Genomic DNA, 25,828 nt, shown 5'->3' with positions numbered 1-25,828 from the left:
CATGTTTCACTATCTGGCAGCCTTTCTTGCGCCCGCGGCGCGTGCCAATAGTGCCTCAATAGATAAGCCGGTGCTCGCCGATGCGATGCTATAAAGTGCCTTGGTGACATCCTTCGTCTTGAAGGCAATGCCATTGTCGCCGCGGTCACGATCGAATCCGAGCGGGTTCCCGAACCTGTCTACAATGATGTGAACGCCATAGAACATCTGGCCGAAATCACGGTTGACTGGCTTGTAGAAGTTTGCGCCCTCGGAAGTGTCCAGATCTCCATCGAAGTTGGCGATGAACATCTGCGTCACTGCATATCTGTCCTGACCGCGATCGGTGACGATCTCACCGAACTTGCAGCTACCCAAATAGGGAATCCCTGGCAGGAGAGAGGACCGAATGGTCTTGCGCAACTTGTGCCCAGCGGGAAGTTTGGACGTGAACAGATCGCTGGCATCATCGCCCAGAATGGAGAGGTTCTCTTTCGTGGCAGCGGCGACCTCGGCAGCCGCCATATTGGCGGTGATCGTTTTGAACTTCCGTCTCGATGTGGCCATCGGCTCCGGTGCAGCGTTTTCCCCATGGAACCAACGGGAGTACTTGGTAGTCGCAACTTCGGCATCGGACGAAGTAGAGGCCACGGAGAGCGATGCCCGCGCGATCTTGGTCACCTCTTCACCGAAGCGTTCACCGTACTGGAGTTTCGAAACTGCGCTCATTGGCACCTCGCTGTTTTTGCTGTCTTGCTGGGGACGACCCTATGAGGGAGTCCTTAATGAGGCGCCTTTGACCGATCGGTAGTTTTACCCTTTATCGTTTCATCGGAAGTAGCAGTTAACGTCTTTTCGGGACTTGCAGTTCAGCGAACTCCTAAGGTGAGCAAAATTCGAGTGTAGGCAGATCTCATACGAACCGGCTTGTGGACTCGTTGCGCCCTTCTCTATGTTGTTATTTACTAATAATTCAGCATGGGTTGCGGTTTGTGACTGCCCGCGGGGTTGGAGGGTAAAACTACCGTGTTGATTTCTTCAACACTTAAAACTTTGAATGGAAATTACTTCAGGCGAGCAATCGACAGGTCCGGTCTCGCTGCTGATGTCCCGCGAATGCGGCAACGGCAATGTGGGGGTTGGCTGATGCCATGAAAACAAACCCGCCAATGATGGGCGCACCACCTCGACCAATCGATCATGCGTTCTTCTCAGAGGCAGTTTCTCAAAATGACAGATATTTCTTCCTCCGCCGTCAACCCGACTGACAATAAAACGCTTGGCTATATCGCTGGCATATTGATGATCCTATGCGCGCCTGCTGGCGTCATCATCAGCTACATAGACCGTGGGAAGGCGACACCGCTCGTTGCATCCCACTATAATTATCTGATTGGCACGTTCTGGAAGGGCCTGCTGTTCATGATGATTAGCGCTGTTCTAACGTTTCTGGTGATTGGCATTTTTGCCTATTTCGCCACGTCGCTCTGGTATCTTTTCCGCTGCATAAAGAGCTTGGTCTACCTACATCGCGGTGAACCTATTGCCATCCCCTCCACTTGGCTGGCCTAACATTTAGGCTGTCGCATGCGGAACAGCGAAGCCACGAAAAGTAAAGATCGTGTGTGGCGTTAACCTCCATGACCTCGTCAATATGACCGGCATGTCCCTTGGGGGCCGCTACAATAATCTCACCTAAAAAACAGGACATTACCATGAACAACGAGATCGCCTCGAGCGTACAGCCGGGTGTTCCGGCCTCTATTCACACCGTCAAGATGCGCATCGCGCTGCTTATTTTGGCGCTTGCCAGCGTCATCTTCCCGGCGGTCACGGTCAAGGCCATGGGCATGTTCAGCCAAGGCGTCAGTCTGCCGGCTCTGGCAGGTAGCATCGCATACCTCATCCCCGTGGTTTTCGCCGCCGCTCTCGCCGCACCTTTCACGGCACAGCTTCAGCCCTATTCTCGTGTTGTCGACCTGGTAGCCGCCGCAGTCGGCGTCCTGTTCCTGGTCTGGGGAGTTTGGTCGCTTGTCGACGCATATAGCACGATGGCCCAGCAGGAACGCGCGCTCTCCTCCCTGATTGGTGGCAGTTCGGCGTTCCAAGCTCCCCGCGTCAGCGATTTCGGCTCGTTTACGCCGTCGATCGGCGCCTTCGCACTGCTCGCGACTGCCGTTCTCTCAATGCTGCAAGCCCGCAAGGCCCTCGAGAAGAGGGCGTGAAATCCGCGTGACTAGAGAGAGGCATATCTGCTGCGCAACCACCAACAAATCGAACGACCAGGAACACGACTATGACCGTATTTGACACCAAGAAAATATACATCGGCCTTGCCGCGGCCTGCATTTTGGCCGGCTCTACGCTCGCTTCCGCCGCCGCTGACTTTAGCTACAACGCCCTTCTGCCGGTCTATCTGAAGCTCGACAGAACGCTGATGCCGAACGACATCGTCGACGGTTATATGGAAACCTACCGCCCTGAAGTCTGGTCGCGCTTCCGCGATGACGAATTCGAGCTGCAAGAAAAACGAGAAGAAACTCTGCAGATTATGAAGGACGCCATTGCCGCTGCCAACCCGGACGAAGTGTTCACGATCCAGACCCGTTTCGAATTCGGAGATTACAATTTCGAAAGTGAGAAGTTCGATTTCCAGCCGCTGGGGGAAGGACTCTATTTCAACGTCGATCAATGCTGTACCTCGCTGCCCCGGCAATTGAAGGTGTTCTTCGCCAACCCAAAAATCATCGACGGTATCCCTATGGAAAAGGCCAAGGCCAAGGCGTTTCTCAACGCCCGAAAGTCTTCATACGGCACAGTCGACCGTGTGGTTCTCGCCAAAGTGAACATCCGCATGAAAGAAGTGCGCTCGCGCGGCGAGATGGTGGCGGAAATCCAGGAAATGCAACTCTACGATCGCGAAGGGCGCAGCCTGATTATGAAGCTCGACGGCGTGCAGGCAACAGCGGTTTCCCAGTAAGGCAAACGGCAGCTCCTCGGAAACTCTGTAATCCGGGCGTGAACCTATAGCCTCTGCCTACGAGCGGCAGGGGCGCGTTCATCGAGATTATCCATCCTTCAAGGAAGGGTTGGCTCCGTATCATCGAACGAACGGCGTTAGCCCGAAAACACTTTACCGGCCTGAGCCCGGAGGCGAACCTGAATGTCGAGCATTCTTTCCATCTTCTTCTTGGCAGCAGCTATTCCGGCTATGCCGCCAGCACCCATCGGCGACACTCTCCCAGGTTACCCGAAGTCTCCTGACGCTATCATTTTCGAGTTCACCGATATGGGCGGCACGACGTCATCCGCCAAAGCGAAAGTCACCCCTGAATCCGCTTTGAGCTGGTGTGAAAATTGGCGTGCCGGCACTGGCGAGAACATGCAGGCCTGCGCCAAGGCGGTGTTGGATTCCGATGCGGGCCGTGTTTACGAAGCCTCAGCCAACTGCCAGACCGGTGACCTGTGGGTTGATGGCAAGCATTACCTGTTTAATGGCCCAGACGAGAGCAGTCAGTTCTTCGCGGGTTATGCGAGTGTTAGAGATGCCGAAACAGGTAAAAACGTGGGCATGTCGAATGCCGAGGGCGGCCGCGAGCTAGGCGCCAAATGGCTGAGCCTGTGCCCGATGGGACTGCCCTACGATGTCTTTCCTGTGCAAAGCACGTTCAAACCTGGACCGGACGAATCTCTTTTCGGGGAATATATGGGTCACAATCGCTCTGTTATGTTCCACCATGAGAAGCATCATGTGATCGTTTACTCCGACCCTAAGCCTGCCATCGCCGGCGCCATAAGGCCGGACACAGTCCTCTTTCGCGGGTGGCACGTTCCAGGTGAGTGGTATTCAGGCGTCGCCTACAGTTTCAAAAAGAACTGCGACCCGGCTCCTTACCTCGTCAGTGGCCACTACCAGGGAGGCCCGACACTTACACTTCGGGGCAAGGCGCCGATACGCGATGGCTGCAAAGTCGTTGGTTACAGCGATAAAGGTGCGAACGCCAATCTGGTCTTTGACCTTGCTCAGCATTGAAGCCGGCTTGCTGCTGGAGACAGGCCGAGGGCGGGACTTACCCTTGCGGCTGAGCACCCGGGGTAAAAATCGCCCTGCTTCCAGATGCCCGCGACCGGGCTGGATGGGGATCCTCCTGCGGAGAGGAACTATTCCCGCTTCGCACCATGTGTGACGGCCCGCGGTTAGGAAGAGTATTTGACGTTTTTGCATGCTGCTGGTCGGAGCTGCCATATTCGGCCTTTGGATGCGCCACAAAACTGGCCGCAGGCCATAATGCTCTCCGTGGATCGGGTCCCGGTCAACATGTGCGCGGCGTCGCCGGGGGCGAACTAGGGCACTACCTAATGGCGGCCCCCACGCCGTCGGGAACCTCGGCCCTTGCGCGTGCTTGGCCGAGGATCCAACCTTCCCACTGACCAATAACCCTATCATCCGGCACGCCGTCACCACGATAGCCATCGACCACATCAAGCATACCGAACAGGCCGACCGTTGCGTCGAAACGGTCCTCGCCGGTCTTGTCTGACCCAAATCCGTCGGAAATGGCGCAGAGTATCGCCGTCCCGTCGAACTGTGGGCGTGCAGCCAGCCAACGGATGAGATGGTGGCCTATGAATTGACGGCCTGATTGCTGTCGTTTGCTCCAGATGGGTCGGCGGGGGATACCGAGCTGGCCATAGACGTCGCCGGGATAGGTCTCGGCGATGATGGTGACGTCAGGGTTCGCGAGGGCGTCGATCCCACCGTCGAAAGGCCAGAGGGCGATCTCAGCAAGGTTGGGGATGATGATCTCGCGCCAACCGGCTATCGCGGCCTTACCCACCTGATTGCCGCCCAATGTCCAGAAAATCATGCAGGCATTTCCCCGCTCGCCAGTGGCACGCTCGCAATGTCGGAGAAGATCGTTACCTGTCGCGACTCCCAGCGCGTCGAACAGATGCTGGCGTTGCGTGCCGCCCGGGCGCTTTGGATAGAACGGCCGGTGCAGCGAGATCTGGCTGCGATGCTCGGCGACCAAGAACCACTCGGCAAAGGAACCCGTGCCGAAGGTTTGCAAGGCCTCTCGGAAAGAAAAAAGCCCGATCGCCCTGCCATAAGCCTCTGGTAGTCCGATCGGAAAGTCGAAGCCCACAAGCGTCGCACCATCGACGTTGGCACGTTGCCGTAGCCGGGAAAGCAGTGTCGCCGTATCACTGACGGGTTCCGGCGCCGATATTATCCAACCGCTGCCGTCGCGAACAGCGACGCACTTCCAGCGTTTCTGTCGATCGACGCTCCAGTCGCAATGTGCGACGAGGGCTACGGACATCATCCCCTCCCGGATTCGATCGGCGCACTCGCTGACCCGGTGAGTAAGGTCGGGGCGACAAGATAGAGGATGGTGGCGATCACCACGACGCCAGTAAACCCCATATGCATGGCAAGCAGTACGGCGAGGATTGCGCTCAGCACCGATGCACAGCCATTGATCGCCCACGCCCAGGGAATAAACGCCTCCGAGCAGGCGCCAACGTGACCGAGGCCGAGGGGGAAGGGCATGCCCATGAAGACGGCGAGCGGCGCTATGAGGAGGAGTGCGATCGCGATCTTCGCGGCATCCGGGAGTGCCAGCAGCCGTTCGAATACCAAAGGTAGCGCGAGCAGGTAGCTGGTAGCCAGGCATGCGATCACCCCGACGGCGAGTGCAATGCCGCGCACCGCTGATCCGCGTCCGACGAGCGCCATCCAGCGTGCGGCTACGGCGCTACCCAGACCCGCGAAGGCAAGGAATCCCGCAAGCACGACGGCGACAGCGTAAAGCGGATGGCCGAGGAACAGCACGAAGCGCTGAATGAAGGCGATCTCGATAAAGAGGAAGGCCAGGCCCAAGGCAAGGAAATAGAGCCCGAAGCGCAGCCGATGTACTCCTCTCCCGAGTGCCCGCCGGCGAAGCCAGAGCGGCAGCAGAATTAGGACGACGCTGAGGATCGCGGCCTGGACGAGCGTCGTCGCGAGGATCAGGTAGCCCCAGTCGAGCATCGCTGCCCCACCTTGGGTGCGCAGCGTCAAGAGTTCGGGCAGGGCGCGCCAGCGGAAAAAGTCGAAGAAATAAGGCCGATCGTCGGTGGCCGGTGCAATATCGAACTTGTAGCGCTCGATGAAGTCGGCCCGCTCGGGGCCGAGGAGAGCGAGGGCTCCCTCGTAGAGATATTCCTGGTCGAGCTGGTTGAAGCGGTTCACGTCGGCTGACGAGATGCCCGGCGCCCAGGAAATGTCAAAGAAATTCTCGGCCGCGAAGCCGCGGATGGCTGCGACGTCTTCGCCGGTGAACGCCGACTTGGCGACGAGGAGGGTTGCAGTGTTCCAGCTGCGGATCAGCGCGAGGTGCTGGCCTGCCTCGGCCACGCCATCAGCTTCAAGCGCTGCGGTAGCGGTGGCGAACAGCTTGAGGATGTCGCGTGGCGGCGCCCGCAGCCATCGCGTGATGGCAATGATACCACCCGGTCTCAACACTGCGAGGTAATCCCGCAGCGCCTCCAGTGTGTAGGTGTAGTTCTCATGCATGGTCTGTACGCCGGCCGCGGCCGCACTGAAAGAGTCAAGAAGCGGCATCTGGATCAGGTCGTAACGCTCGCCAGTAGCCGCGGTGAAGGCGCGCGCCTCGGCCAAATGCAGATGCACATTCGGGCGGCTAAAGATGCCGCCGGCGAAATCCGCGAAGCGATTGCGAACAAGGTCGATCATCTGCGGGTTGAGCTCTACGGCGTCCACGGTGTCGGCTCCGGCGCGTAGCGCGAGCAGCACCTGCTCGCCGCCGCCGGCACCAAGGATCAGCACTCGCGGCCGACTAAGGACGCGGTACGGGAGCGCTGCCGTTGTCCGGTCGAGATATGCGACTGTCGCCGGATCGCCGCCATAGGCGGTGATCGTCGTAATGCTGTCGCCATCGGTGAAGACGGCGAGTTGCGCGGGCGGCTCTTGGGTGTTGGCGAGGCTGAGGCCCGGCGCGTACCGGAAAGGCACGGTCGGGCTCTCGACGATCGTCAGCAGTCCCAACGGGCTTGATCGCTCCTCGACCACTCGCGCGTTCGGCACTTCGAGCGCCATGCGCAGGCCCTTGTATTGCGACATATGCGGGCCGGGGGCCGTCCAGGATGGTGGTAGCCACACCGCGATGAGCAAGGCTGCAAGCCCCAAACTGCCCACGGCGAGCCACCGATGACGAGCCATGTCCGTGGCGGCGAGGGCCGCCGCAGCGAATCCCAGCGCTGCGACGAAGTACAGTGCTGCAGGGGGAGGGACAAGGAACAAGAGCCCGACGGTACCCAGCGCACCGATCCCTGCGCCGACCAGGTCGAAGGCATAGACGCGTCCAATCCGGCCAGGGTGGCGGATAAAGGCAAGGCCGATACAGGTTGCACCGAAAAAGAACGGCAGAACCAGGAGAGCATAGTTGGCCGCGAGCCAACCGAGCTGCCCCGGATTCCAGATAATCTCGAGCGCGTTGAACGGAAGCCGTTCGGCACCGGCGACACTGGCAACCGCAGTAATGCCGAACAGGGCTGCCGACGCTGCGAACGCGGCGGGATAGCGCTCCACCAGAGGGCGGTGGGCAAACGCAAGGAATGTACCGCTCGCGCCGATGCCTAGGAGCGCGATGCTTATGATCATATAGGCGAAATGATGCCACTGAATGATCGAGAAGAGCCGCATCAGTAGCACTTCGTGGGCCAGGGTCGCCGCCGATATGAGACCGACCGGCAGCAGGCGACCCGCTCTCATCGGGCCTGACCTCCCCTCAGCGGCACAAAGCTCACCGGCAGCAGCTGCCGGGTCGTGATGCTTCCGTCCACTCGCTTCTCGACCAGCATGAGAAACTGGGTCGCGAAGGGACCTCCAACGGGGACGACCATCCGGCCGCCCTTTGCGAGCTGTTCGACCAGCGGCGGGGGGATGTGGCTGGCAGCGGCAGTCACGACGATCCCGTCGAATGGCGCGTGCGCAGGCCAACCATAGTAACCGTCGCCTACCTTCACCTCGACATTGTCGAAGTGGAGCTCTGCGAGCCGGGCGGCTGCCCTTTCGCCCAGTTTCGGTATGATCTCAATCGAGTAAACCTTTGCTGCGAGGGGCGACAAGACGGCTGCCTGATAGCCCGAGCCAGTGCCGATCTCGAGGACAACGTCACCAGGGCCGACGTTGATCAGGTCGGTCATCAGCGCGACGATGAAGGGCTGCGAGATTGTCTGACCGTATCCGATCGGCAGTGGTCGATCTCGATAGGCCGCCCTGCGCAGCTCCTCGGGCACGAAGAAGTGGCGCGGCACCTTCCCCATGGTCTTCAGCACCACCGGATCGATGCCTTGGCCCTCGACGGCTGACGGCGCTGAGCGGGCGTGCATATTGATTGTTTCGATCATCGCCGTACGCTCGGCGAGGCGGTCCTGAGGGGACGCAGATGTCGAAACCACAGCGGCAGCGCCCGCCAGAACCGCGGCCAATAACGTTTGGCACTGGGCTAGTGGACGCATGACTTTCTCCCGTCCAAGGCAAAGAGTATAGTGGCTGCGGAGGCAATTTTGAACAGGGTTCGCTTGGCTCTCAGCCGCTCTCCGGCTTGAGACTTCGCAACAAATGCGACCTGGCTGATGGAAAGTGGCCGCGCCTGCTATAACCGTCCGCTCTCGATGAATTGCAGAACCTTCAACCAATTGAATCAAAAGAATTTCTATGTCGAACACGATCGGACAAAGGGAGGATCGGGAGGCGAAGAAGGACTGCGGTTGAAAGGTTTGCCGGCGGCTATCCTGTTTTCTTCAAATTTCCAAACTTGAACAGGAAAGGCCAAAATCATCCACGGCAAGCCTGGCGTCCTCGGTTGTTCGGGGCCCGGCAAATCGGACTTGGATTGAGAGACTGCTGCCGCCGTCAGTCCGCCGCTCGCAGGTCGGCCAAGTGACTGAATTCCGAAACGACCCGATCGTAGACGGCGCGTTTGAAAGGCACGATCAGCCCAGGCAGCTCGTGCATGGATTTCCACTCCCAGGCATCAAACTCTGGCTCGTGGCCGCCGGGCGGCGGGTTGATGGCGATTTCGCTTTCGTCGCCTTCGAAGCGAAAGGCGAACCAGCGTTGCGTTTGGCCGCGAAACTTTCCCTTGAGGCCAATGCCGATCAGCTGCGGCGGAAGATCATAGTTGATCCAATCTCTCGCCTCCGCGAGCAAGGTCACCGTTCTGATACCGGTTTCCTCGTAGAGTTCGCGGTATGCCGCTTCGAGCGGATCCTCGCCCTTGTCGATACCACCTTGCGGCATTTGCCACAGTTGTGGTGAGCCATCATATTCGGAATTGCCAACCGGGACACGCCGGCCCGCCCATACAAGACCGTCGCGGTTGAGGATCATCACGCCGACGCAGGGACGGTAAGGAAGGTCTTCGGCTTTGATTGTGGCCTGGTTCAAGGGGAAGCTCCTCAAGGATTCTTTGGATCTGTAGAAAGTGCTGCGATGCCGACGATCTCGATGCCGCGCATGCCCGCCTCTTCGCTCCATTTGGATATTGCCTCAATACTCTCGTCGAAAGCCGCCGCAACGCCAATTGCCTGGCCGTTGCGCTTGGCAATGCGCTCGAGCTCGTCAAGCCTCTTCAGGATGGCATTGACATCGACCTGACCATCGAGCTGCAGATCTGCAAACGCATAGGGAAGCTCTGTTCCCTTCGCCACAGCTTCCGTCTTTGATTGGGCAGACGAACCGTCGTCGAGAAACAGCAGGCCGCGCTTGCCGATATCGCGCATCACCGGCTCCATCGCGTCTGGATTGGAGAGGAAACGCCCTCCCAGATAGTTCATGATGCCCGTATAATTGGTGATTTCGCCCATCGCGCGGTGCAGGTTTTCGATATTCCTTGCTGGCGACTTCGAGGTCAGCAGTGTCTCGGGGCCGGGATCGTTTGCCGGATAATCGAAGGGTTCCAGTGGAACCTGCAGGAGGATCTCATGGCCGCTGCGGCGCGCTTCCTGCATCCAACGCTGCAGGCTGTTGCCGCTCGCGGCGAATGCGAGGGTGACTTCCTCCGGAAGTTCCTTGATGGCGCGCTGCGTACCCGTCTGACTGAGGCCGAGACCGCTGACCACGATGGCCACACGGGTACCGCGTGCGCCGGACCATGGACGCGCATACTGATCCATCGGGCGACGGCCATCCGGCCCGATGACGGGTAGGGGACCAAACTGGCTGTCTTCCAGAAGGCTCTCATTCGGCATGGCTGCCACGCGCGGATCCTGGCCGACCTGCATGGCGTCCACTAGCGCCGGGCCGTTGTCATCGCGGGGCCGCGGGCTGTATTTGGTCACAACCGAGCCGTCCCCGGTCACCATCCGCTCGACATTCGCACCGGAATGCGGATCGGAGCGAGGCATGCCATTTGCGGCCTGGCTCTGCGGCGGGGGGTTCTGGACGGTATCTGTTGGTGGTGACGCCGCTCGATCGGCCAGAGGGGGCTGTGTCCGCTGAAGGCCATCGTCATTGAGCATCGTGTAGAGAGAAAAGCCGCCGATCGCGATCAGACAGAGGCTGGCGGCAATCCGGCCGATCCGCAGGATATTCGGCCGCTTTCGGCCAGCCTTGCGGTTCTGGCCCAATGGTGCATGCAAATCCGTTCCCAATTTCCTCGCCCGCTCCAAAACCGGGAAACAGCAAAAAATCAGGCCGGATCAAAAATCCGGCCTGATGACCCATGAAAGTTACTTGGCGGAAACCGCCTTGTCCGGATTCGGGGGGAAGGCCGGGTCGGTCTTCTTGCCGCGAAGCAGGTCGAACGCATAATTCAACTGCACGTCGTCCTTGGGATCCGGGGGAACATAGGCAACGGAACCTGAGCCTTCATCTGTCTCGCTCTGACCCTTGATATGGCCGCGCAAGCTGGATTCGCCCTCGGTTGCCATCTTGTCCTTCAGATCGTCCGGCAGCGGCTCTTCGACCTTGATGTCCGGCGTAATGCCGGTGCCCTGAATCGAGCGGCCCGACGGCGTGTAGTAAAGCGCGGTCGTCAAGCGGAGTGCGCCGTTTTCGCCAAGCGGAATGATCGTCTGGACGGAGCCCTTGCCGAAGGACCTCGTGCCGAGAACTGTCGCGCGGCGTAGATCCTGCAGGGCACCGGCGACGATTTCCGAAGCGGAGGCTGAGCCGCCGTTGACGAGCACGATCACCGGCTTGCCATCCGTGAGATCGCCGGGGCCGGCATTGAAGCGGCGGGTCTCGTCCGGATTGCGGCCACGGGTCGAGACCACTTCGCCGCGCTGCAGCAGAGCGTCAGAAACCTTGATTGCCTGATCGAGCAGACCGCCGGGATTGAGACGCAGATCGAGCACATAACCCTTGAGCTTGTCGGCCGGAACCGCCGCCTTGATCTTGACGATCGCCTTTTCGAGGTCCGGATAGGTCTTTTCGGTGAAGGAGATGACCCGCAGATAGCCGACATCATCCTCGACGCGAGACTTGACGGCCTGTACGGCGACGATGTCGCGAACGATCGTCAACTCGATCGGCTTATCCGCACCCTTGCGGATGAGCGTGAGCTTGATCGGGGTGTTGACGGCGCCGCGCATCTTTTCGACAGCTTCTTCGAGCTTCAATCCGCGGACTGACTGGCCGTCGATCTCGGAAATATAATCGCCGGCAAGAACGCCTGCCTTGGCCGCCGGCGTATCGTCAATCGGCGTGATGACCTTGACGAGTTCGTCTTCCATCGTGACTTCAATGCCGAGCCCGCCGAATTCACCCTTCGTCTGGGTGCTCATATCCTCGGCATCCTTGGCATTCATATAGCTCGAATGCGGATCGAGGGACGAAAGCATGCCATTGATGGCATTTTCGATCAGTTTGTCTTCTGCCGGCGGTGTGACGTACTGGGCGCGGACGCGCTCGAAGACGTCCCCAAACACGGAGAGTTCCTTGTAGGTGGATGCCCCGGCCGCTTCGGCCGGCACTCCTGCCGCATAAATTACGCTCATGGCAGTCGCACCCATCAATGCGCCGACCAGAACAAGAGAAGCCCTACGAATCATTGCGTGCCTTTCCAGTGTCTTTGGCGGACCACCACGGTCGGGAATCGACCGGTTTTCCGTCTTTTCGAAATTCAATGTAAAGCGTTGGCCGGTTGGTTTCCAGCGCCAATGCTGTTGCGCTCGCGACTCTTTTTGCACCCATCACCGCAAGCGGTTCGCCTGCGAAAACGAATTTTCCTTGGCGCGTGCTGATTATGTCCATTCCAGAGAGGACCAAGTGATATCCGTCGCCTGTATCGAGGATGATCATCTGGCCGTAGCTGCGGAAGGCGCCGGCGAAAACCACCAGTCCATCCGCCGGCGCAGTCACCACCGTATCCGGATTGGTGGCTAGCGTCATGCCCATGGCCTCGTGTCCGGTGCCGTCGGCGTCGCCGAAGTGGCGCAGAATATCGCCCGCCACGGGCAGCTCCAATTTCGCCTTCAATTCTCCGAACGGATATGCGGGCGCAATGCGGTTTTTATCGGGCACACCGCTATCGGCAAGTGCCCTGGCCTGTGCCCGCTGCTCGTCCGTGAGCAGCTTCCGGTTCTCTTCCTCGCGCCGGGCCGCTTCAGCGGCTCTGCGCACGGAGGCGATCTCGGATTCCATCGAAGCCACGAGGCCCTCGAGCGTTGTCGCTTTGCCTGCCAATTCCTCAGAGCGTTTCTTTTCGGCTTCGAGATCGGCAGCGTTGCTGCGGCTTAGCTTGTCGTTTTCGGCAAGGAGCAGGTCCATGCGCCGCTCCTCTTCGATACCATTCGTCATGGTGGCGGTCAGATTTGCCTTCTCCACCACGCTCGCAGCCTGCAAGGCCGCGAGGTTGGCGAGATCTGCGGCAAGCTTGTCGGTCTCCTTGCGCATGCCGGGCACGACAGCACCCAGCAGGATGGCGCTACGGACCGAGGCAAGCGCATCGTCCGGCGTCACAAGCAGAGCGGGCGGCGGATTGCGGCCCATGCGCTGAAGGGCGGCGAGCACTTCGGCAAGCAGCCCGCGCCGCTCATGAAGCGAGCGGCGGATGGCATCTTCCTTGATGCCAAGATCGGCAAGTTTCTTTTCGCTTTCGAGGATCTGTTTTTCGAGCGCCTTGCGCCGCGCGGCGGAATCGATCAGCGCCTGGCGGATGTTTGTGCTGCTTTTGTCCAGATCGGCGATGCTTTTTTGCAGCGCCGCCACTCTATCTGACGAAAGATTGATCGTTTTTGATATGGCCTCGAGCTCAGTGCGCGTCTCGTCGCGCTTATTTTTGAGCTCGGCAGCCGGGTCCGGCAACGTCTGATCGGCCTGTTCAGATGTTCCAGCCACAGGCGCTGCGACTGGTGCATCCTGGGCGAACGCGCCCGCTCCACCAAAATCGAACTGGGCGAAAATGACTGTCGCGCCGAGGCCAGCCGCGAATGCGGGCAGGATCAGTCGCGTTCGCTTGCGGGCAGTTCTCGTCATGCGTGTTCAGGGGCAACTTTCAAATCGCGCGAAGACTATGCCGATTTGCCGTCATTTGCCAGAAAGATTGGCGAACAAGGCCACAATTGGCAAAACACGGCTGCGTGACTGATCAGACGCGGTGATAGGGGTGACCGGACAGGATAGTGACGGCGCGGTAGAGCTGTTCGGCAATGAGCGTCCTCACCAACTGATGCGGCCAGGTCATCTTGCCGAGGCATAGGGTCATGTCGGCACGGTCGTAAAGCGCGGGGTCAAGGCCGTCAGCTCCGCCGATGGCAATCATCAGATCCCGCTTTCCCTGGTCGCGATAATTGCCGAGGACCTTTGCAAAAGCTTCGCTGTCCAACGCCTTGCCGCGTTCATCGAGGAGAATGAGAATGCTGCCTTCAGCCAGCGTCTTTTGAAGCATGGTTGCTTCTTCGCGCTTGCGCGTTTCTGCATTGGCGGCGCGACTCTCAGCAACCTCGGCAACGCGGGAGAATTCGAGACCGATCGCAGGACCAGCCTTGGCAAAACGGTCGAAATAGCGGGCCGCAAGATCCTTCTCGGGGCCGGACTTCAGCCGTCCCACCGCAAAAAGACCAACCCGCATCCATCCGCTCCTGTCCTGCGCCCAGAAGGCACAATACCGGCTTTGGGCCGGGTCCTCATGCTTCCGGCCTGTTTACTGCCGCGCTCAGGCGCCGGACAAGCCGGCCCGGCTATCAGTGCCGCGTTTCTTCGTCCATATCCGGCGCTGCCCACATCTTTTCGATGTTGTAGAACTCGCGGATTTCGGGGCGGAAGACGTGCACGATGATATCGCCGGTATCGATCAGGACCCAATCACCGCCGTCCTTGCCCTCAACGCGGGCTGCGCCAAAGCCCTCGTCTTTCAAGTCGGTGAGCAGATGATCCGCGATCGCCAGGACATGGCGGTTCGATCGGCCGGAGACGACGACCATATAGTCTCCCAGCGCAGATTTCCCAGCAATGTCGATGGTGACGATATCTTCAGCTTTGGAGTCCTCAAGGCTCGTGAGGACAGCTTGCAGAGCGCGGGCGGCAGCATCGGCGCCACGTTCCAGGCTCTTCGGGACAACGGCGAGCGTTCTTCCCTTGGCGTGTACTGTTGTCAGTGCTTTTCCTTTCCTGCAATAACAGAACATGCGCATCACTGATTTGGGCGAACCAAATCATGGTTAAGATAGGCATCAAACCGTTAATCTTTCAAGACACGAGCCGGTTATCATTTCGCGAAGACTTAAATTCGCGTTCAAGATTTATGTCGTTACCGGCAGCAAGGCGCCTGTGTACAGCGCCAACGGCCAAGGGTAAAGTGGTTGCGATTTTCCGTAACTGCAGAACCGAATGGACAATACCGCCAGAAATCAACTCGTTCCCATCCTACGCATCAGCTTTCCACATGAGGATCGGCTGGGCCGCGGCAAGATGGAACTCCTGGAGCACATCCGCGAAACCGGCTCGATCTCGGCAGCCGGCAGGGCGATGGACATGTCCTACCGGCGCGCCTGGTTGCTCGTCAGCGACATGAACCGCATGTTCAACGCGCCGGTCGTCGAATCACAGCGCGGCGGCCAGAAGGGTGGCGGCGCGGCGCTGACGTCATTTGGCGAGGAGTTGCTGTCGCGGTTCCGACATATGGAGGACGCCATGCGAACTGCCCTTGCGGGTGATCTTGCCTGGCTGGAAGGCAACCGCAGTCAGGCCGAGGCGGCAAGAAAATAGTCAAGGCTGCAGCGCGACTGTCTTGATGACAGCGAAGACAGGCTTGTTGGGCACAAGATCGAGCCTCTCAACCGACAGTGCCGTGATACGCGACAGGATGATATTGCCGCCGCAGTCGATCTGGACCTCGACCGTTCCGTCTTCCGCAGGCGATATCTGTCGGACGATGCCGTCGATAATATTCAACGCGCTTAAACCTTCCGGCCTGATGGTCGCCAGCATGACATCGCGGGAAGGAATGTGGACGCGAACGCGCTTGCCCGGCGGCACCGTGGCACCCGGTACATAAAGGCGGGACGTCTTCAATGCGAGCGTCGCAAGGCGATGTTTTTCATCGAAGCTTTCGACAACGCCTTCCAGAAGGGCGCCTGCTTCGCGCCGGTCTTCGGCCGCCGAAGGACGGCTCAGCACATCGGTCGCGCTGCCTGCCGCCTCAACCTTGCCATCGCGCATCACGACGACCTGATTGGCGAGGCGCGCCACTTCGAAGATCGAATGGCTGACATAGACGATCGGAATCTGCGTCTCGTCACGCAGGCGTTCGAGATAAGGCAGGATCTCGGCTTTGCGGGCCTCGTCAAGCGCTGCGAGCGGTTCGTCCATCAGCAAAAGACGCGGAGAGGAAAGCAGCGCACGGCCGATCGCCACCCGTTGCTTTTCTCCGCCTGAGAGATTGGAAGGGCTCCGATCGAGCAGGTTTTCGATACCGAGCAGGTCGACGATGTGGTCAAAGTTTCCGGTTGGCGAAGCCTTCGGCGCGAACCAGCTTCCATAGGAGAGGTTCTTTCGAACGCTCAAGTGCGGGAAGAGCCTGCCATCCTGGAAGACATAGCCGAAACGGCGGCGATGGCGGGGAACAAAGATGCCTTTGGCCGTGTCGGTGAGTGGCGTACCGTCGAGGAGAACCCGGCCTTCATCCGGTCGGACGAGGCCGGCAATGATGCGGATCATCGAGGTCTTGCCCGAACCGGACCGGCCGAAGAGGGCGGTCACGCCGACTTCGGAGGTAAAGGCTGCATCAAGGGTGAAGGCGCCGAAGCGGTGCCTGGTTTCGATGGTGAGCGTCATTCCGGGTCTATCCTCCGGCCCGCGAGATGCGCCATGAATTCAGACGCAAGCAGCGCTGCCATGGAGATGACGATAGCAACCAGGGTAAGGCGCATAGCGCCGGCATCGCCACCTGGGACCTGGGTGAATGTGTAGATGGCGGACGACAGCGTCTGAGTCTCGCCCGGGATGTTCGATACGAAAGTGATGGTTGCGCCAAATTCGCCCATGGCCTTGGCAAAGGAGAGGATCATCCCAACGATGATTCCAGGTGTCGTCAGCGGCAGCGTGACGGTGAGGAACACCCATAGCGGGCTCGCGCCAAGGGTGCCTGCCGCTTCCTCGATCCTGCGGTCGATCGCTTCGATCGAAAGCCGTATGCTTCGGACCATCAGCGGGAACCCCATGACCGCACAGGCGAGAGCTGCGCCCGTCCAACGGAAGGAAAAGACGATCCCGAAATATTGATCCAGCAAGCTGCCGATCGGTCCCCTGCGTCCGAAGACGATCAGAAGAATGAAACCGGTGACGACCGGCGGAAGGATCAGCGGCAGATGAACGATGCCATTGACAACAGCCTTGCCATAGAAGCGGCCGCGGGCAAGAAGCAGCGCAACCGCAATGCCGAAAGGCAGGCTCGCGAACATGGCGACAACAGAAACCCGCAGGCTGAGCAAGATCGCCGTCCACTCATCATTGCTCAGGCCAAGATCCAAGTTGGGTATCTCCGATAGATCGATTCGAAGCTGCAGATAAAATCCCTATTCACTTCAGGATCGTAAAGCCCTGCGCAGTAAAGAAAGGGGCGGCCTTATCCGACTTTAGAAACTTTAGATAGGCAACCGCGTCCGGGTTCTTGCTGGCGGCAAGCAGCGCGATGGGGTAAATGATCGGCGGATGCGAATCGGCTGGAAACATCCCGACGATTGCGACGCCTTCATCTGCCGCCGCATCTGTCTGATAGACGATGCCATAAGGCGCTTCGCCGCGGGAGACGAGCGCAAGAGCAGCACGCACGCTTTGCGCACCGGCAATCTTCGGCTCCACCGATGTCCAGACGCCGAGCTTTTCGAGCGCGGCCTTGCCATATTTGCCGGCGGGGACGGATGTCACTTCTCCCATGGCGAGCCTGCCATCGCCAAGAAGACCGGAAAGATCGAAACCCGGCTTGATATCGACCTGCTTTGCCTTATCGTTGGCAGTCACCAGCACGATGCGGTTGCCAAGGAAGTCTGCGCGGGTGTCGTCCCTGATCAGGCCTTTCTTGGCGATGTAATCCATCCAGTCGAGGTCGGCGGGGATGAAGATGTCGGCTGGCGCGCCACTTTCGATCTGCTTGGCGAGTGCGGAGCTCGCTGCATAGGAAGCAACGGCTTCCTTGCCGCTTTCCTGTGCCCAGGCTGCATCTGCGGCATCAAGCGCATTCTTGAGGCTCGCCGCCGCAAAGACGGTAATTCTATCTGTGGCGCCTGCTGGCTGCGGCAGCAGCCCGGCAGCGCCAATCCAGGCCACGGAAAACATCCCGACGACGCGTTTCATCCACTGCCGGCGATTATGCATGTCTTCAATTCTCCTTCGAAATATTCAGCGGAATATATCGATATCGATAGAATTGGCTAGGGATATGTGTTGAGGAATATATCGGCTTCCAGATTGTTTGAAATCGGCCAGACGGACGGCAGCTTGCCGCAGTACAACGGTCGGGTTTGCAGTTTTCCTGCGGGGGCGAGGGCGTGATTTTAGTTGACGCTCGGCCGGTGCGAACGCGCCTCGCACGAGGACCCCAGCGGTTGTCGACCTCTCGGAGCGACTCGCGACCCAACGGCGTGGGCGAGACAGAAAGTGCCCCAGTTGACTCTCAACCACAGCGGCTCAACACTGATGGGTTGCCACTTTTCAGAACAAGTTGGTTAGGGAGGAAGCAATGGAAGCCATCAATCGTAGATCCACAATCGCACTCGGCCTTACAGCGGCCGCAACGCCTCTGATCGCCTGGGCGACACCTGCTGCCGCCCAGACTTCCGGCAGTGACGAGGGCAAGGAGCTCGCGCCGGGTGTCAGGGAGATAACGCATGGTGAGCGGGCTTCGGTCATCCCAGCTTATGCGATGGTCAAGCTGCGCGATGTCGTTATCCAACCCGGCGCGAAGACGCCGGACAATATGATGGCGAATGACATGCTCTGCCACATGACTGAGGGAGAACTTTCGGTCGTTCAGAACGAAAAGAAGTTCACGGTCAAGAAGGGCGACGTTTGGACCTGCGCTAAAGGGAATACGACCGAAGGTACCCAGAACACGAGCAGTGCGGTCGCGATCATGCGTGTCATCGATTTGATGACCTCGTAAGGAGGCGACGCGCCGAAGTGGGCAACGGCGGCTCTAAAGAGGGAAGCCCCGAGGCGTCGCTGCCGTCATGCGGGCGATCTGCATGCAAGGATGTCTGGCGCCTGCACGTTCCGATAGACGTACGGCAGATAACCACGGATAGGTCACTGCCAGGAGGATTACCATTGGGCGGCTTGAAGGTTGAGCGCTGCGGCAGTGGAGGGTGGCTCTTGGGAGAAAGGCTATGTCTAGCTGGAACTCAGGCCGCATGATCGGTAAGCCTCCATTGAAGCCGAAGGAGGTCCGGGCGCAGGCTTGTCGGCGCTTTTAGGGAGCGCGAGGGGTTCCAAGTAGTGCAGAGTTCGACCCCCTGCGAGATATGGCGGAAAACACCAGGTGCGGCATCGGATGGAGCGAGGGCTCTGAACGCTTGGTCCAAGATCTGCTTTTGGGCGCTCGTTGGCCGTTCCAATCGACGGCAGTTCTTGTGAGCTTTCCACCCTGAAGAGACATCTGACAATACCCGGTCAGGAATCGATCCGAAGCTGCCCTCAAGGAGGAATAATTTGCCCGATCGAGGACTTTTCGTTGGCGAATGGTCTGGGAAACGATGGAATTTTGCCTTTCAAAGCAGCGGAGGACGCATGTCTGTCCCGTTTGATTTTAGATGGAGACTCCGGCCCCGCGGAGTCCGTCCACCAGCCGATCGAGCAGATCGGGATCCCGGTAGGGTAAAGTCCTCTTGAGGTGATCGACAGAAAAGTTCGGGTTAATCTCCAGTATCTCCCGCCAATAGCGCCGCGCTTCTTCGTGGCGCCCGGTGCGACCATAGAGGCAGGCGAGATAGAAGCGCGTCATGTCCGATCGCGGCGCAAGCGTCAGCCGACGCGTGAAGGCGATCTCGGCCTCGTCAAAGCGCCCGAGGCTCAATAGAGCTCTCCCCAGGAAATGCAGCGACAGGTCGAATTGCGGGTCAAGCCGGTGCGCTCGTGTATACAACGCCAGGGCGTCTTCGTGCCGACCCTGGAAATCTCTTATAGTGCCAAGTGCGGTATAGGCGTTGGCCGAATTGGGGTCGAGTTCGATCGCCCGCTCTGCAGGACGCTCCGCCTCGTCCAGACGCCGCATCCAGGAAAGGGCAAGCGCGAGCGTGAAATGGCCTTGCGGCTCGGTATCGTCCGTATCGATTGCCTTTTCGGCCAGCTCGAGCGCCTGTGTGAGATTGTCAGGCGTCGCGCCGTTCCACAGGTTGATGAAGTCGGTTAAGGCGATGATCGAAAGCGAAGCATAGGCAGCCGCCAGTCCCGGATCGATCGCGATGGCGCGCTGCAGCATGCTGCGCGCCTCCATGGACGACACGGCGTTGAACTGCAGGGTGATCTGACGCGAGCGGACGAGCAGGTCATAGGCTTCCGGATCGACCTTGCTGCGGCTCTCGCGCCGTTCCTCTTCGCCGGCCGTCAGCTTCACTCTGAGCGCGTCAACGATAGTGCGGGTGACTTCGTCCTGAACCGCGAAGATATCTTCAAGCCCGCGATCGTAGCGCTCGGCCCACAGATGACCGCCGGTCGTGCCGTCGATCATCTGGGCGTTGATGCGGATTCGGTCGGCGGCCCTGCGCACGCTGCCTTCCAGGACGTAGCGGACGCCGAGTTCCCGGCTCACCTTGCGGATGTCCGGCGTCTTTCCCTTGTAGGCGAACGAGGAATTGCGGGCGATCACGAAGAGGCCGGAAACCTTTGAAAGATCGGTGATGATGTCCTCGGTGATGCCATCGGCGAAATATCCCTGTTCCGGATCGCCGGACATGTTATCAAACGGCAGAACGGCTATCGATGGCTTCTTTGGAAGCTGCGGCGGGGTTTCGACAGCGGTCTTGATGGGACTCGTGCGGTCGTTCGGCGACCAGGTCCAGATGTGCACCGGGCGTTCGATGTTCTTGACCTCGTGATAACCGCGGTCGATGAACTCGAGGCCGATGCGACCGTGCATATATTCATGAATTCCATCCGAAATTGCCATGCCGCCGGGATCGGCAAGCGCTTCGATACGGGTAGCCACATTGACCCCATCGCCATATAGATCGCTGTCCTCGACCATGATGTCGCCGAGGTTAACACCGACACGAAGCACGATAGCCTGCTCTTCCGGCATGTCGCTGTTCGCGGCCTCCATCGCCTGCTGAAGTGCTGCGGCGCATTCGACCGCGTTGACGGCGCTGCCGAATTCGACAAGCACACCGTCGCCAGTCCTCTTGAAGACGCGGCCCTGATGGATTGCGACGAGCGGCTCCAGCACCTCTTTCCACCGCGCCATGAGCAGCGTGTGGGTGCTTTTTTCGTCCCGCTCCATGAGCCGGCTGTAACCGACAACGTCAGCGGCCAAAATGGCAGCAAGCCTGCGTCTGATGGATTCGTTGGCCATATGCAAAGGCGCCTTTCTAGCACCCATTAGTCAAATTTTAATGGCGTCTTGCTTCCATGTCTATTGCAGTGCCGTCAGTGTGTGGTGCGTTTTCGCAGTTGAAGGGACGGATCGGGACTTCCGCTGCCCCACCCTTCTACGACCTTGCCTGTGGGACGCAACCAATCTCCGCCAGAGAACTTGCGCTCGTTCGCCGTTTGATCTTGCTAATGTCCGTGCCCCTTTAATATTCAGGGGCTATGTTGCCGCTGCGATTTCATCGGTATCACGTATCATCAGCGTGTGACGCCAAGGCATCTGACCTGATGGCTTTCGATCGATGATCCACTCAGAGATGAGCGCCTGCCGCTAATTGAAATGCCGCAAAAAGCGGCAACACCGCGGTATGGATTCGAGAAGCCTTGCGCACATCGCATTGCTGCAATGCAATATACGATATTACAGATTTCCGAAGTTATGATAAAACATACTTATCGAAACGGCGATCTCCTCCTCCCAAAGCCGTTAGATATGGGTCGGCAGCACTCCTCCTCCCAGCTGTCGATCAAGTTTATAAAGCCCGACGGATCCTCCCCCGTCGGGCTTTTCATTTGTCAACCTTCCTGAAATTGCCGCTACTCAGCCGCTTTGCGAATAGCGGTCGAACTCAATGCCGATCGCGGGCCATGAATAAAGGTCCAGGCAGGGGCGGATTTTTTCCAGAGCACGCGGGCATCGTCCTCGTCGATACGGGCGAAGTCGAAGGTCTTTGCCATTTTCGACGAGAGATAGGAAAGCGTCGCCCCGGGTCGATCGATGACGGCGATCGGGAAGGTGCGGGCGATCTCTTGCCACTTTTGCCATTTGTGGAAGGCCTGCAGGCTGTCGGCACCCATGATCCAGATGAAATGGATGTTTGGATTGCGCGCCTTTACCCTTGCAAGTGTATTTGCCGTGTAACTGACGCCGAATGCCTGCTCGAATGCAGTCACCTTGATATGCGGATCGGTTGTGATCGCTTCGCTGAGTGCGATCCGCTCGGCAAGCGGCGCAAGATGATTGCGGTTCTTCAGCGGATTGCCAGGCGTCACCATCCACCAAAGTTGGTCGAGGCCGAGGCGCCGTATGGCGATCTCCGCAACCAGCGCATGCCCCTGGTGCGGTGGATTAAAGGAACCGCCGAAAAGACCGACGACCATGCCGCGCTCGGTGTGCGGCATGCGAAGATAGCGACGATCTATTTCGTCTGTCGTCACGTCAGGGCCGCGTCTGTCCGGTGCCGCGCACGCGGTATTTGAAGGAGGTAAGTTGCTCGACACCAACAGGACCGCGGGCATGCATCTTGCCCGTCGCAATGCCGATTTCCGCACCCATGCCAAACTCGCCGCCGTCGGCGAATTGTGTGGAAGCGTTGTGCAGCAAAATGGCCGAATCGATCTCGGTGAAGAATCGCTCGACGACGGCCGGATCATCCGCGATCACGGCTTCCGTATGGTTCGACGAATAGTTTTGGATATGTGCGATCGCGCCGGAAATGCCGTCCACGACGGCAACGGAAATAACTGCATCGAGATATTCGGTCGACCAATCCTCCTCGGTCGCCGGCTTTATGCCCGGGGCAACCTTCAACACCGTGGCGGATGCGCGGATTTCACAGCCGGCCTCGGCCAGCACTTTAAGAAGCGGTGTCAGATGCGTGCCGATTGCAGCGCCGTCGACAAGCAGGGTTTCCACGGCGCCGCAGATGCCTGTGCGGCGCATCTTGGCGTTGACGATAATCCTCTTTGCCATTTCGATATCGGCAGACTTGTCTACATAGATGTGGCAAAGACCTTCGAGGTGGGCAAAAACCGGCACGCGGGCTTCGTTCTGCACGCGGGCGACGAGGCTCTTGCCGCCGCGCGGAACGATGACGTCGATTGCACCTTCCAAGCCCCGCAGCATGGCGCCGACGGCGGCACGGTCCGAAACCGGAACGAGCTGTATGGCATGCTCCGGAAGATCGGCTGCCTTCAGCCCTTCAACGAGGCAGGCATGGATTGCCTGCGACGAACGGCGCGAATCCGAACCGCATCGCAGGATCACAGCATTGCCTGCCTTCAGGCAAAGCGCACCGGCATCTGCCGTCACATTCGGCCGGCTTTCGAAGATGACGCCGATGACGCCGAGAGGCGTGCGGACCCGCTCGATCTTCAGTCCGTTCGGCCGATCCCAGGCGGCAATCACTTCGCCGACCGGGTCCTTCAGCGCGGCAATCGCCCGAATGCCTTCCGCCATTTCCGTGATGCGCTGGTCATTCAGTGTCAGGCGGTCGATGAAGGAGGCAAGCATATCGGTGCCAGCGACATCCTTCAGATCCTTGGCGTTTTCGGCAAGGATGTGCTCCTTGCTTGCGAGGATCGCGTCGGCCATCGCATTCAGCGCCTCGTTCTTGGCCTCGGTGGACGCAAAGCCTAACGGTCGTGCCGCAGCCTTGGCCTTGCGGCCGATGTCGTTCATCAGCGCGTCAATGTCAGGGCTGTGCACAACGGTCTCAAGCATGGGCCGTGTCCTTCTTCTGTCTTTCCGATTTCGAATTTACCTGTGACGTCATCACCATATCGTCGCGATGGATCATGGCGGTACGGCCGGGATAACCGAGGATCGCTTCGATCTCCGTTGATTTTCGGCCAACGATCTGGCGGGCGTCTTCTGCGTCGTAGCTGACAAGGCCGCGGGCGATCTCGCGCCCAGAAGGGCCGATGATTGCCACGGTGTCCCCTCGGCTAAAAAGCCCGATCACCTTGCGAACGCCGGCGGGAAGCAGGCTCTTGCCCGCACCCAGCGCCGTCACGGCGCCGTCGTCGACATGCAGTTCTCCGGCTGGCTGCAACTGACCTGCGATCCAGGTCTTGCGCGCGGTTACGGGGGTGCCGGAGGGTGCAAACCAGGAGGAGCGCGCGCCGTTCGAAATCGCCGATAGCGGGCTATCCGTTTTGCCGGAAGCGATGATCATTGCGCAGCCCGACGTCGTCGCGATCTTGCCGGCGTCGATCTTCGTGCGCATGCCGCCGCGCGAAAGCTCGGAAGCGGCGCCGCCTGCCATGGCTTCGATCTCCGGAGTAATCTCGGCGATCGTCTCGAGGAATTCCGCCTCTGGATCGAGGTGCGGCGGCGCCGTATAAAGCCCATCAATATCGGATAGAAGGATCAGCAGGTCGGCGCCCGTCATCGTTGCGACACGGGCCGCGAGGCGATCGTTGTCACCATACCGGATTTCGCTGGTCGCGACGGTGTCGTTCTCATTGATGATCGGAACGGCGCCGATCTTCAGCAACTGGTTGATCGTGGCGCGGGCGTTCAAATAGCGGCGGCGTTCTTCAGTATCACCGAGCGTCAGCAGGATTTGGCCCGCCACGATCTCATCGCGCGAAAGGCTTTCCGACCACGCACGCGCGAGAGAAATCTGGCCGACGGCTGCGGCCGCCTGGCTTTCCTCCAGTTTCAGCGCACCAGAAGGCAGATCCAGCACAGAGCGGCCAAGCGCGATAGCGCCCGAGGAGACGACGAGCACATCCGCGCCTCTTGCCTTCAGTGCGGCAATATCGGCGCACATTTTATCGAGCCACGCGCTTCGGAGCCCGGTCTTGCGGTCAACAAGGAGTGCTGAGCCGATCTTGATGACGATGCGGCGGTAGCGATCGAGCGGCTTACGCGTCGTCATCCGTTCTGTCCTCGTCGGCAGCGATCATGTCGCGATGCCGCAGCTTCGGCGCTTTGGCCGGCTTCTCGCCGCCCGCATTCGCTTCGACAATGATGTCGCGCAGGGCCCGCAGAACCTCGGTCATGCCCTTGCCGGTCACGGCCGAAATCTGGAACGGCGTCTTGCCGCAAGCCTTGGCGAGCTCCTTCGTCTTCTTCTTCAGCGTCGCGTCGTCGAGCACGTCGATTTGTGAGAGCGCAACGATTTCCGCTTTGTCGGTCAGTTCGTTGCCGTAGGCCTCAAGCTCGTTCTTCACAGTTGTATAGGCTTTGCCGACTTTTTCCTCCTGCGCCGAGACCAGATGCAGCAGCACGCGAGTACGCTCGACATGGCCGAGGAACCGGTCGCCGATGCCGACGCCCTCGTGCGCGCCTTCGATCAGCCCCGGGATGTCGGCGAGAATGAATTCCTGTCCGTCGATGGTTGCCACGCCGAGATTCGGATGCAGCGTGGTGAAGGGATAATTGGCGATCTTCGGTCGCGCGCGGGTGACTGCCGCCAGGAAAGTCGACTTTCCGGCATTTGGCAGACCGACGAGGCCGGCGTCCGCAATCAGCTTCAGATGCAGCCAGATCGTCTTTTCCTCGCCAGCAAGGCCGGGATTTGCCCAATCCGGTGCCTGATTGACCGAGGATTTGAAATGCGCATTCCCAAAGCCGCCGTTGCCGCCGGCGGCAAGCCGGAAACGCTGTCCTTCTTCCGTCAGGTCGCAGATCAGCGTTTCCTGGTCTTCTTCGAGGACCTGTGTTCCGACCGGGACCTTGAGCGTCACGTCGTCGCCATTGGCGCCGGTGCGGTTTTTGCCCATGCCGTGCATGCCGATCTTGGCCTTGAAATGCTGCTGGTAGCGGAAGTCGATCAGCGTGTTAAGCCCGTTGACGGCTTCAACCCAGACATCGCCGCCGCGTCCGCCGTCGCCGCCGTCCGGCCCGCCGAACTCGATGAATTTCTCGCGCCGGAACGAGACGCTGCCTGCGCCCCCGTCACCGGACCGGATATAGACCTTTGCTTCGTCGAGAAATTTCATTTTACTTCCATCATCAGTGGCTTTTTACGCGCCCCATCCTGCCGCTTTCGATATAGGCGGTTCAAGCTAAGGTCAAAGATTATC

24 protein-coding genes are annotated in these 25,828 nt (G+C 59.4%); 6 read left to right on the top strand and 18 right to left on the bottom strand.

What is annotated here, in order from left to right; translation table 11 throughout:
* Nucleotides 1-9: 9 nt before the first annotated feature.
* On the bottom strand, nt 10-708 hold the full coding sequence (locus tag A3C3_RS0126270; RefSeq protein WP_022717554.1) for a DUF6656 family protein: 699 nt from the start codon (nt 706-708) through the stop codon (nt 10-12).
* Between the two features lie 501 nt (nt 709-1,209).
* On the opposite strand from A3C3_RS0126270, the gene A3C3_RS0126265 reads away from it, so the two are divergent.
* The 4 genes from A3C3_RS0126265 (at nt 1,210) to A3C3_RS42725 (ending at nt 4,012) form a co-directional block, all read left to right on the top strand.
* On the top strand, nt 1,210-1,551 hold the full coding sequence (locus tag A3C3_RS0126265; RefSeq protein ID WP_022717553.1) for a DUF4870 family protein: 342 nt from the start codon (nt 1,210-1,212) through the stop codon (nt 1,549-1,551).
* Between the two features lie 143 nt (nt 1,552-1,694).
* The gene (locus A3C3_RS0126260) at nt 1,695-2,204 is read left to right on the top strand and encodes a hypothetical protein (protein ID WP_022717552.1); all 510 of its coding nucleotides are present in this window, start codon (nt 1,695-1,697) and stop codon (nt 2,202-2,204) included.
* Nucleotides 2,205-2,416: 212 nt separating this feature from the next.
* Nucleotides 2,417-2,959, top strand: a complete 543-nt coding sequence (locus A3C3_RS0126255; protein ID WP_167521953.1) for a DUF4852 domain-containing protein — start codon at nt 2,417-2,419, stop codon at nt 2,957-2,959.
* A 183-nt stretch (nt 2,960-3,142) separates the two neighbouring features.
* Entirely contained in the window at nt 3,143-4,012 is an 870-nt protein-coding gene (locus A3C3_RS42725) for a hypothetical protein (protein WP_022717550.1), read from the top strand.
* A 319-nt stretch (nt 4,013-4,331) separates the two neighbouring features.
* On the opposite strand, the gene A3C3_RS39265 is transcribed toward A3C3_RS42725, so the two are convergent.
* From A3C3_RS39265 to rsfS, 9 genes are all read right to left on the bottom strand, one after another.
* Nucleotides 4,332-5,303, bottom strand: coding sequence for a hypothetical protein (locus tag A3C3_RS39265; protein ID WP_022717549.1), 972 nt, complete (start codon nt 5,301-5,303; stop codon nt 4,332-4,334).
* Nucleotides 5,303-7,756 carry a spermine/spermidine synthase domain-containing protein gene (locus A3C3_RS39260; RefSeq protein ID WP_022717548.1) on the bottom strand — a complete coding sequence of 818 codons (2,454 nt, stop codon included), beginning with the start codon at nt 7,754-7,756 and terminating at the stop codon, nt 5,303-5,305. The genes A3C3_RS39265 and A3C3_RS39260 overlap by 1 nt, the downstream gene beginning before the upstream one ends.
* Nucleotides 7,753-8,505, bottom strand: a complete 753-nt coding sequence (locus A3C3_RS0126235) for a protein-L-isoaspartate(D-aspartate) O-methyltransferase (protein WP_022717547.1) — start codon at nt 8,503-8,505, stop codon at nt 7,753-7,755. The genes A3C3_RS39260 and A3C3_RS0126235 overlap by 4 nt, the downstream gene beginning before the upstream one ends.
* 397 nt (nt 8,506-8,902) lie before the next feature.
* Nucleotides 8,903-9,436, bottom strand: coding sequence for an RNA pyrophosphohydrolase (locus A3C3_RS0126230; RefSeq protein WP_022717546.1), 534 nt, complete (start codon nt 9,434-9,436; stop codon nt 8,903-8,905).
* A gap of 11 nt (nt 9,437-9,447) precedes the next feature.
* Entirely contained in the window at nt 9,448-10,641 is a 1,194-nt protein-coding gene (locus A3C3_RS0126225; protein WP_028740011.1) for a divergent polysaccharide deacetylase family protein, read from the bottom strand.
* Nucleotides 10,642-10,719: 78 nt separating this feature from the next.
* A complete protein-coding gene (locus tag A3C3_RS0126220; protein ID WP_022717544.1) occupies nt 10,720-12,042 on the bottom strand; it encodes a S41 family peptidase in 1,323 nt (440 codons plus the stop codon).
* Nucleotides 12,032-13,438, bottom strand: a complete 1,407-nt coding sequence (locus tag A3C3_RS0126215; protein ID WP_028740010.1) for a murein hydrolase activator EnvC family protein — start codon at nt 13,436-13,438, stop codon at nt 12,032-12,034. The genes A3C3_RS0126220 and A3C3_RS0126215 overlap by 11 nt, the downstream gene beginning before the upstream one ends.
* A gap of 142 nt (nt 13,439-13,580) precedes the next feature.
* Nucleotides 13,581-14,063, bottom strand: coding sequence for a 23S rRNA (pseudouridine(1915)-N(3))-methyltransferase RlmH (gene rlmH / locus A3C3_RS0126210; RefSeq protein WP_022717542.1), 483 nt, complete (start codon nt 14,061-14,063; stop codon nt 13,581-13,583).
* Nucleotides 14,064-14,175: 112 nt separating this feature from the next.
* A complete protein-coding gene (gene rsfS, locus A3C3_RS0126205) occupies nt 14,176-14,619 on the bottom strand; it encodes a ribosome silencing factor (RefSeq protein ID WP_028740009.1) in 444 nt (147 codons plus the stop codon).
* Between the two features lie 202 nt (nt 14,620-14,821).
* Between rsfS and A3C3_RS0126200 the strand changes: the two genes are divergently transcribed.
* Nucleotides 14,822-15,199 (top strand): winged helix-turn-helix domain-containing protein, encoded by a 378-nt coding sequence (locus A3C3_RS0126200; protein WP_022717540.1) that lies wholly within the window; start codon nt 14,822-14,824, stop codon nt 15,197-15,199.
* On the opposite strand, the gene modC is transcribed toward A3C3_RS0126200, so the two are convergent.
* From modC to modA, 3 genes are read right to left on the bottom strand one after another with little or no spacing between them, the layout of a single operon-like run.
* Nucleotides 15,200-16,267, bottom strand: coding sequence for a molybdenum ABC transporter ATP-binding protein (modC, locus tag A3C3_RS0126195; protein ID WP_022717539.1), 1,068 nt, complete (start codon nt 16,265-16,267; stop codon nt 15,200-15,202).
* Complete coding sequence (gene modB / locus A3C3_RS0126190; protein WP_022717538.1) at nt 16,264-16,962, bottom strand: molybdate ABC transporter permease subunit; 699 nt, start codon at nt 16,960-16,962, stop codon at nt 16,264-16,266. The genes modC and modB overlap by 4 nt, the downstream gene beginning before the upstream one ends.
* Before the next feature lie 49 nt (nt 16,963-17,011).
* Nucleotides 17,012-17,806 (bottom strand): molybdate ABC transporter substrate-binding protein, encoded by a 795-nt coding sequence (gene modA / locus A3C3_RS0126185; RefSeq protein WP_022717537.1) that lies wholly within the window; start codon nt 17,804-17,806, stop codon nt 17,012-17,014.
* A 364-nt stretch (nt 17,807-18,170) separates the two neighbouring features.
* Here modA and A3C3_RS0126175 point away from each other — a divergent pair, with 364 nt between their 5' ends.
* Nucleotides 18,171-18,593: a cupin domain-containing protein gene (locus A3C3_RS0126175; protein ID WP_022717536.1), complete on the top strand. Its 423-nt coding sequence runs from the start codon at nt 18,171-18,173 to the stop codon at nt 18,591-18,593.
* 642 nt (nt 18,594-19,235) lie between these two features.
* Here A3C3_RS0126175 and A3C3_RS0126170 read toward each other — a convergent pair.
* The 5 genes from A3C3_RS0126170 to obgE all read right to left on the bottom strand — a co-directional run bounded on the left by A3C3_RS0126170 (nt 19,236) and on the right by obgE (nt 25,744).
* A complete protein-coding gene (locus A3C3_RS0126170) occupies nt 19,236-20,996 on the bottom strand; it encodes an adenylate/guanylate cyclase domain-containing protein (protein WP_028740008.1) in 1,761 nt (586 codons plus the stop codon).
* Between the two features lie 614 nt (nt 20,997-21,610).
* Nucleotides 21,611-22,195 (bottom strand): nicotinate-nucleotide adenylyltransferase, encoded by a 585-nt coding sequence (locus A3C3_RS0126165; protein WP_022717534.1) that lies wholly within the window; start codon nt 22,193-22,195, stop codon nt 21,611-21,613.
* A gap of 37 nt (nt 22,196-22,232) precedes the next feature.
* Entirely contained in the window at nt 22,233-23,516 is a 1,284-nt protein-coding gene (locus tag A3C3_RS0126160) for a glutamate-5-semialdehyde dehydrogenase (protein ID WP_022717533.1), read from the bottom strand.
* On the bottom strand, nt 23,509-24,678 hold the full coding sequence (gene proB / locus A3C3_RS0126155) for a glutamate 5-kinase (RefSeq protein WP_022717532.1): 1,170 nt from the start codon (nt 24,676-24,678) through the stop codon (nt 23,509-23,511). The genes A3C3_RS0126160 and proB overlap by 8 nt, the downstream gene beginning before the upstream one ends.
* The gene (gene obgE / locus A3C3_RS0126150) at nt 24,665-25,744 is read right to left on the bottom strand and encodes a GTPase ObgE (protein ID WP_022717531.1); all 1,080 of its coding nucleotides are present in this window, start codon (nt 25,742-25,744) and stop codon (nt 24,665-24,667) included. Before obgE ends, proB begins: the two co-directional genes overlap by 14 nt.
* Between the last annotated feature and the right edge of the window lie 84 nt (nt 25,745-25,828).

The organism is Rhizobium mongolense USDA 1844 (genome assembly GCF_000419765.1).
Classification (GTDB): Bacteria; Pseudomonadota; Alphaproteobacteria; order Rhizobiales; family Rhizobiaceae; genus Rhizobium; species Rhizobium mongolense.
The sequence above is the reverse complement of the archived record's forward strand: the minus strand, read 5'-3'. Positions and strand labels throughout refer to the sequence as shown.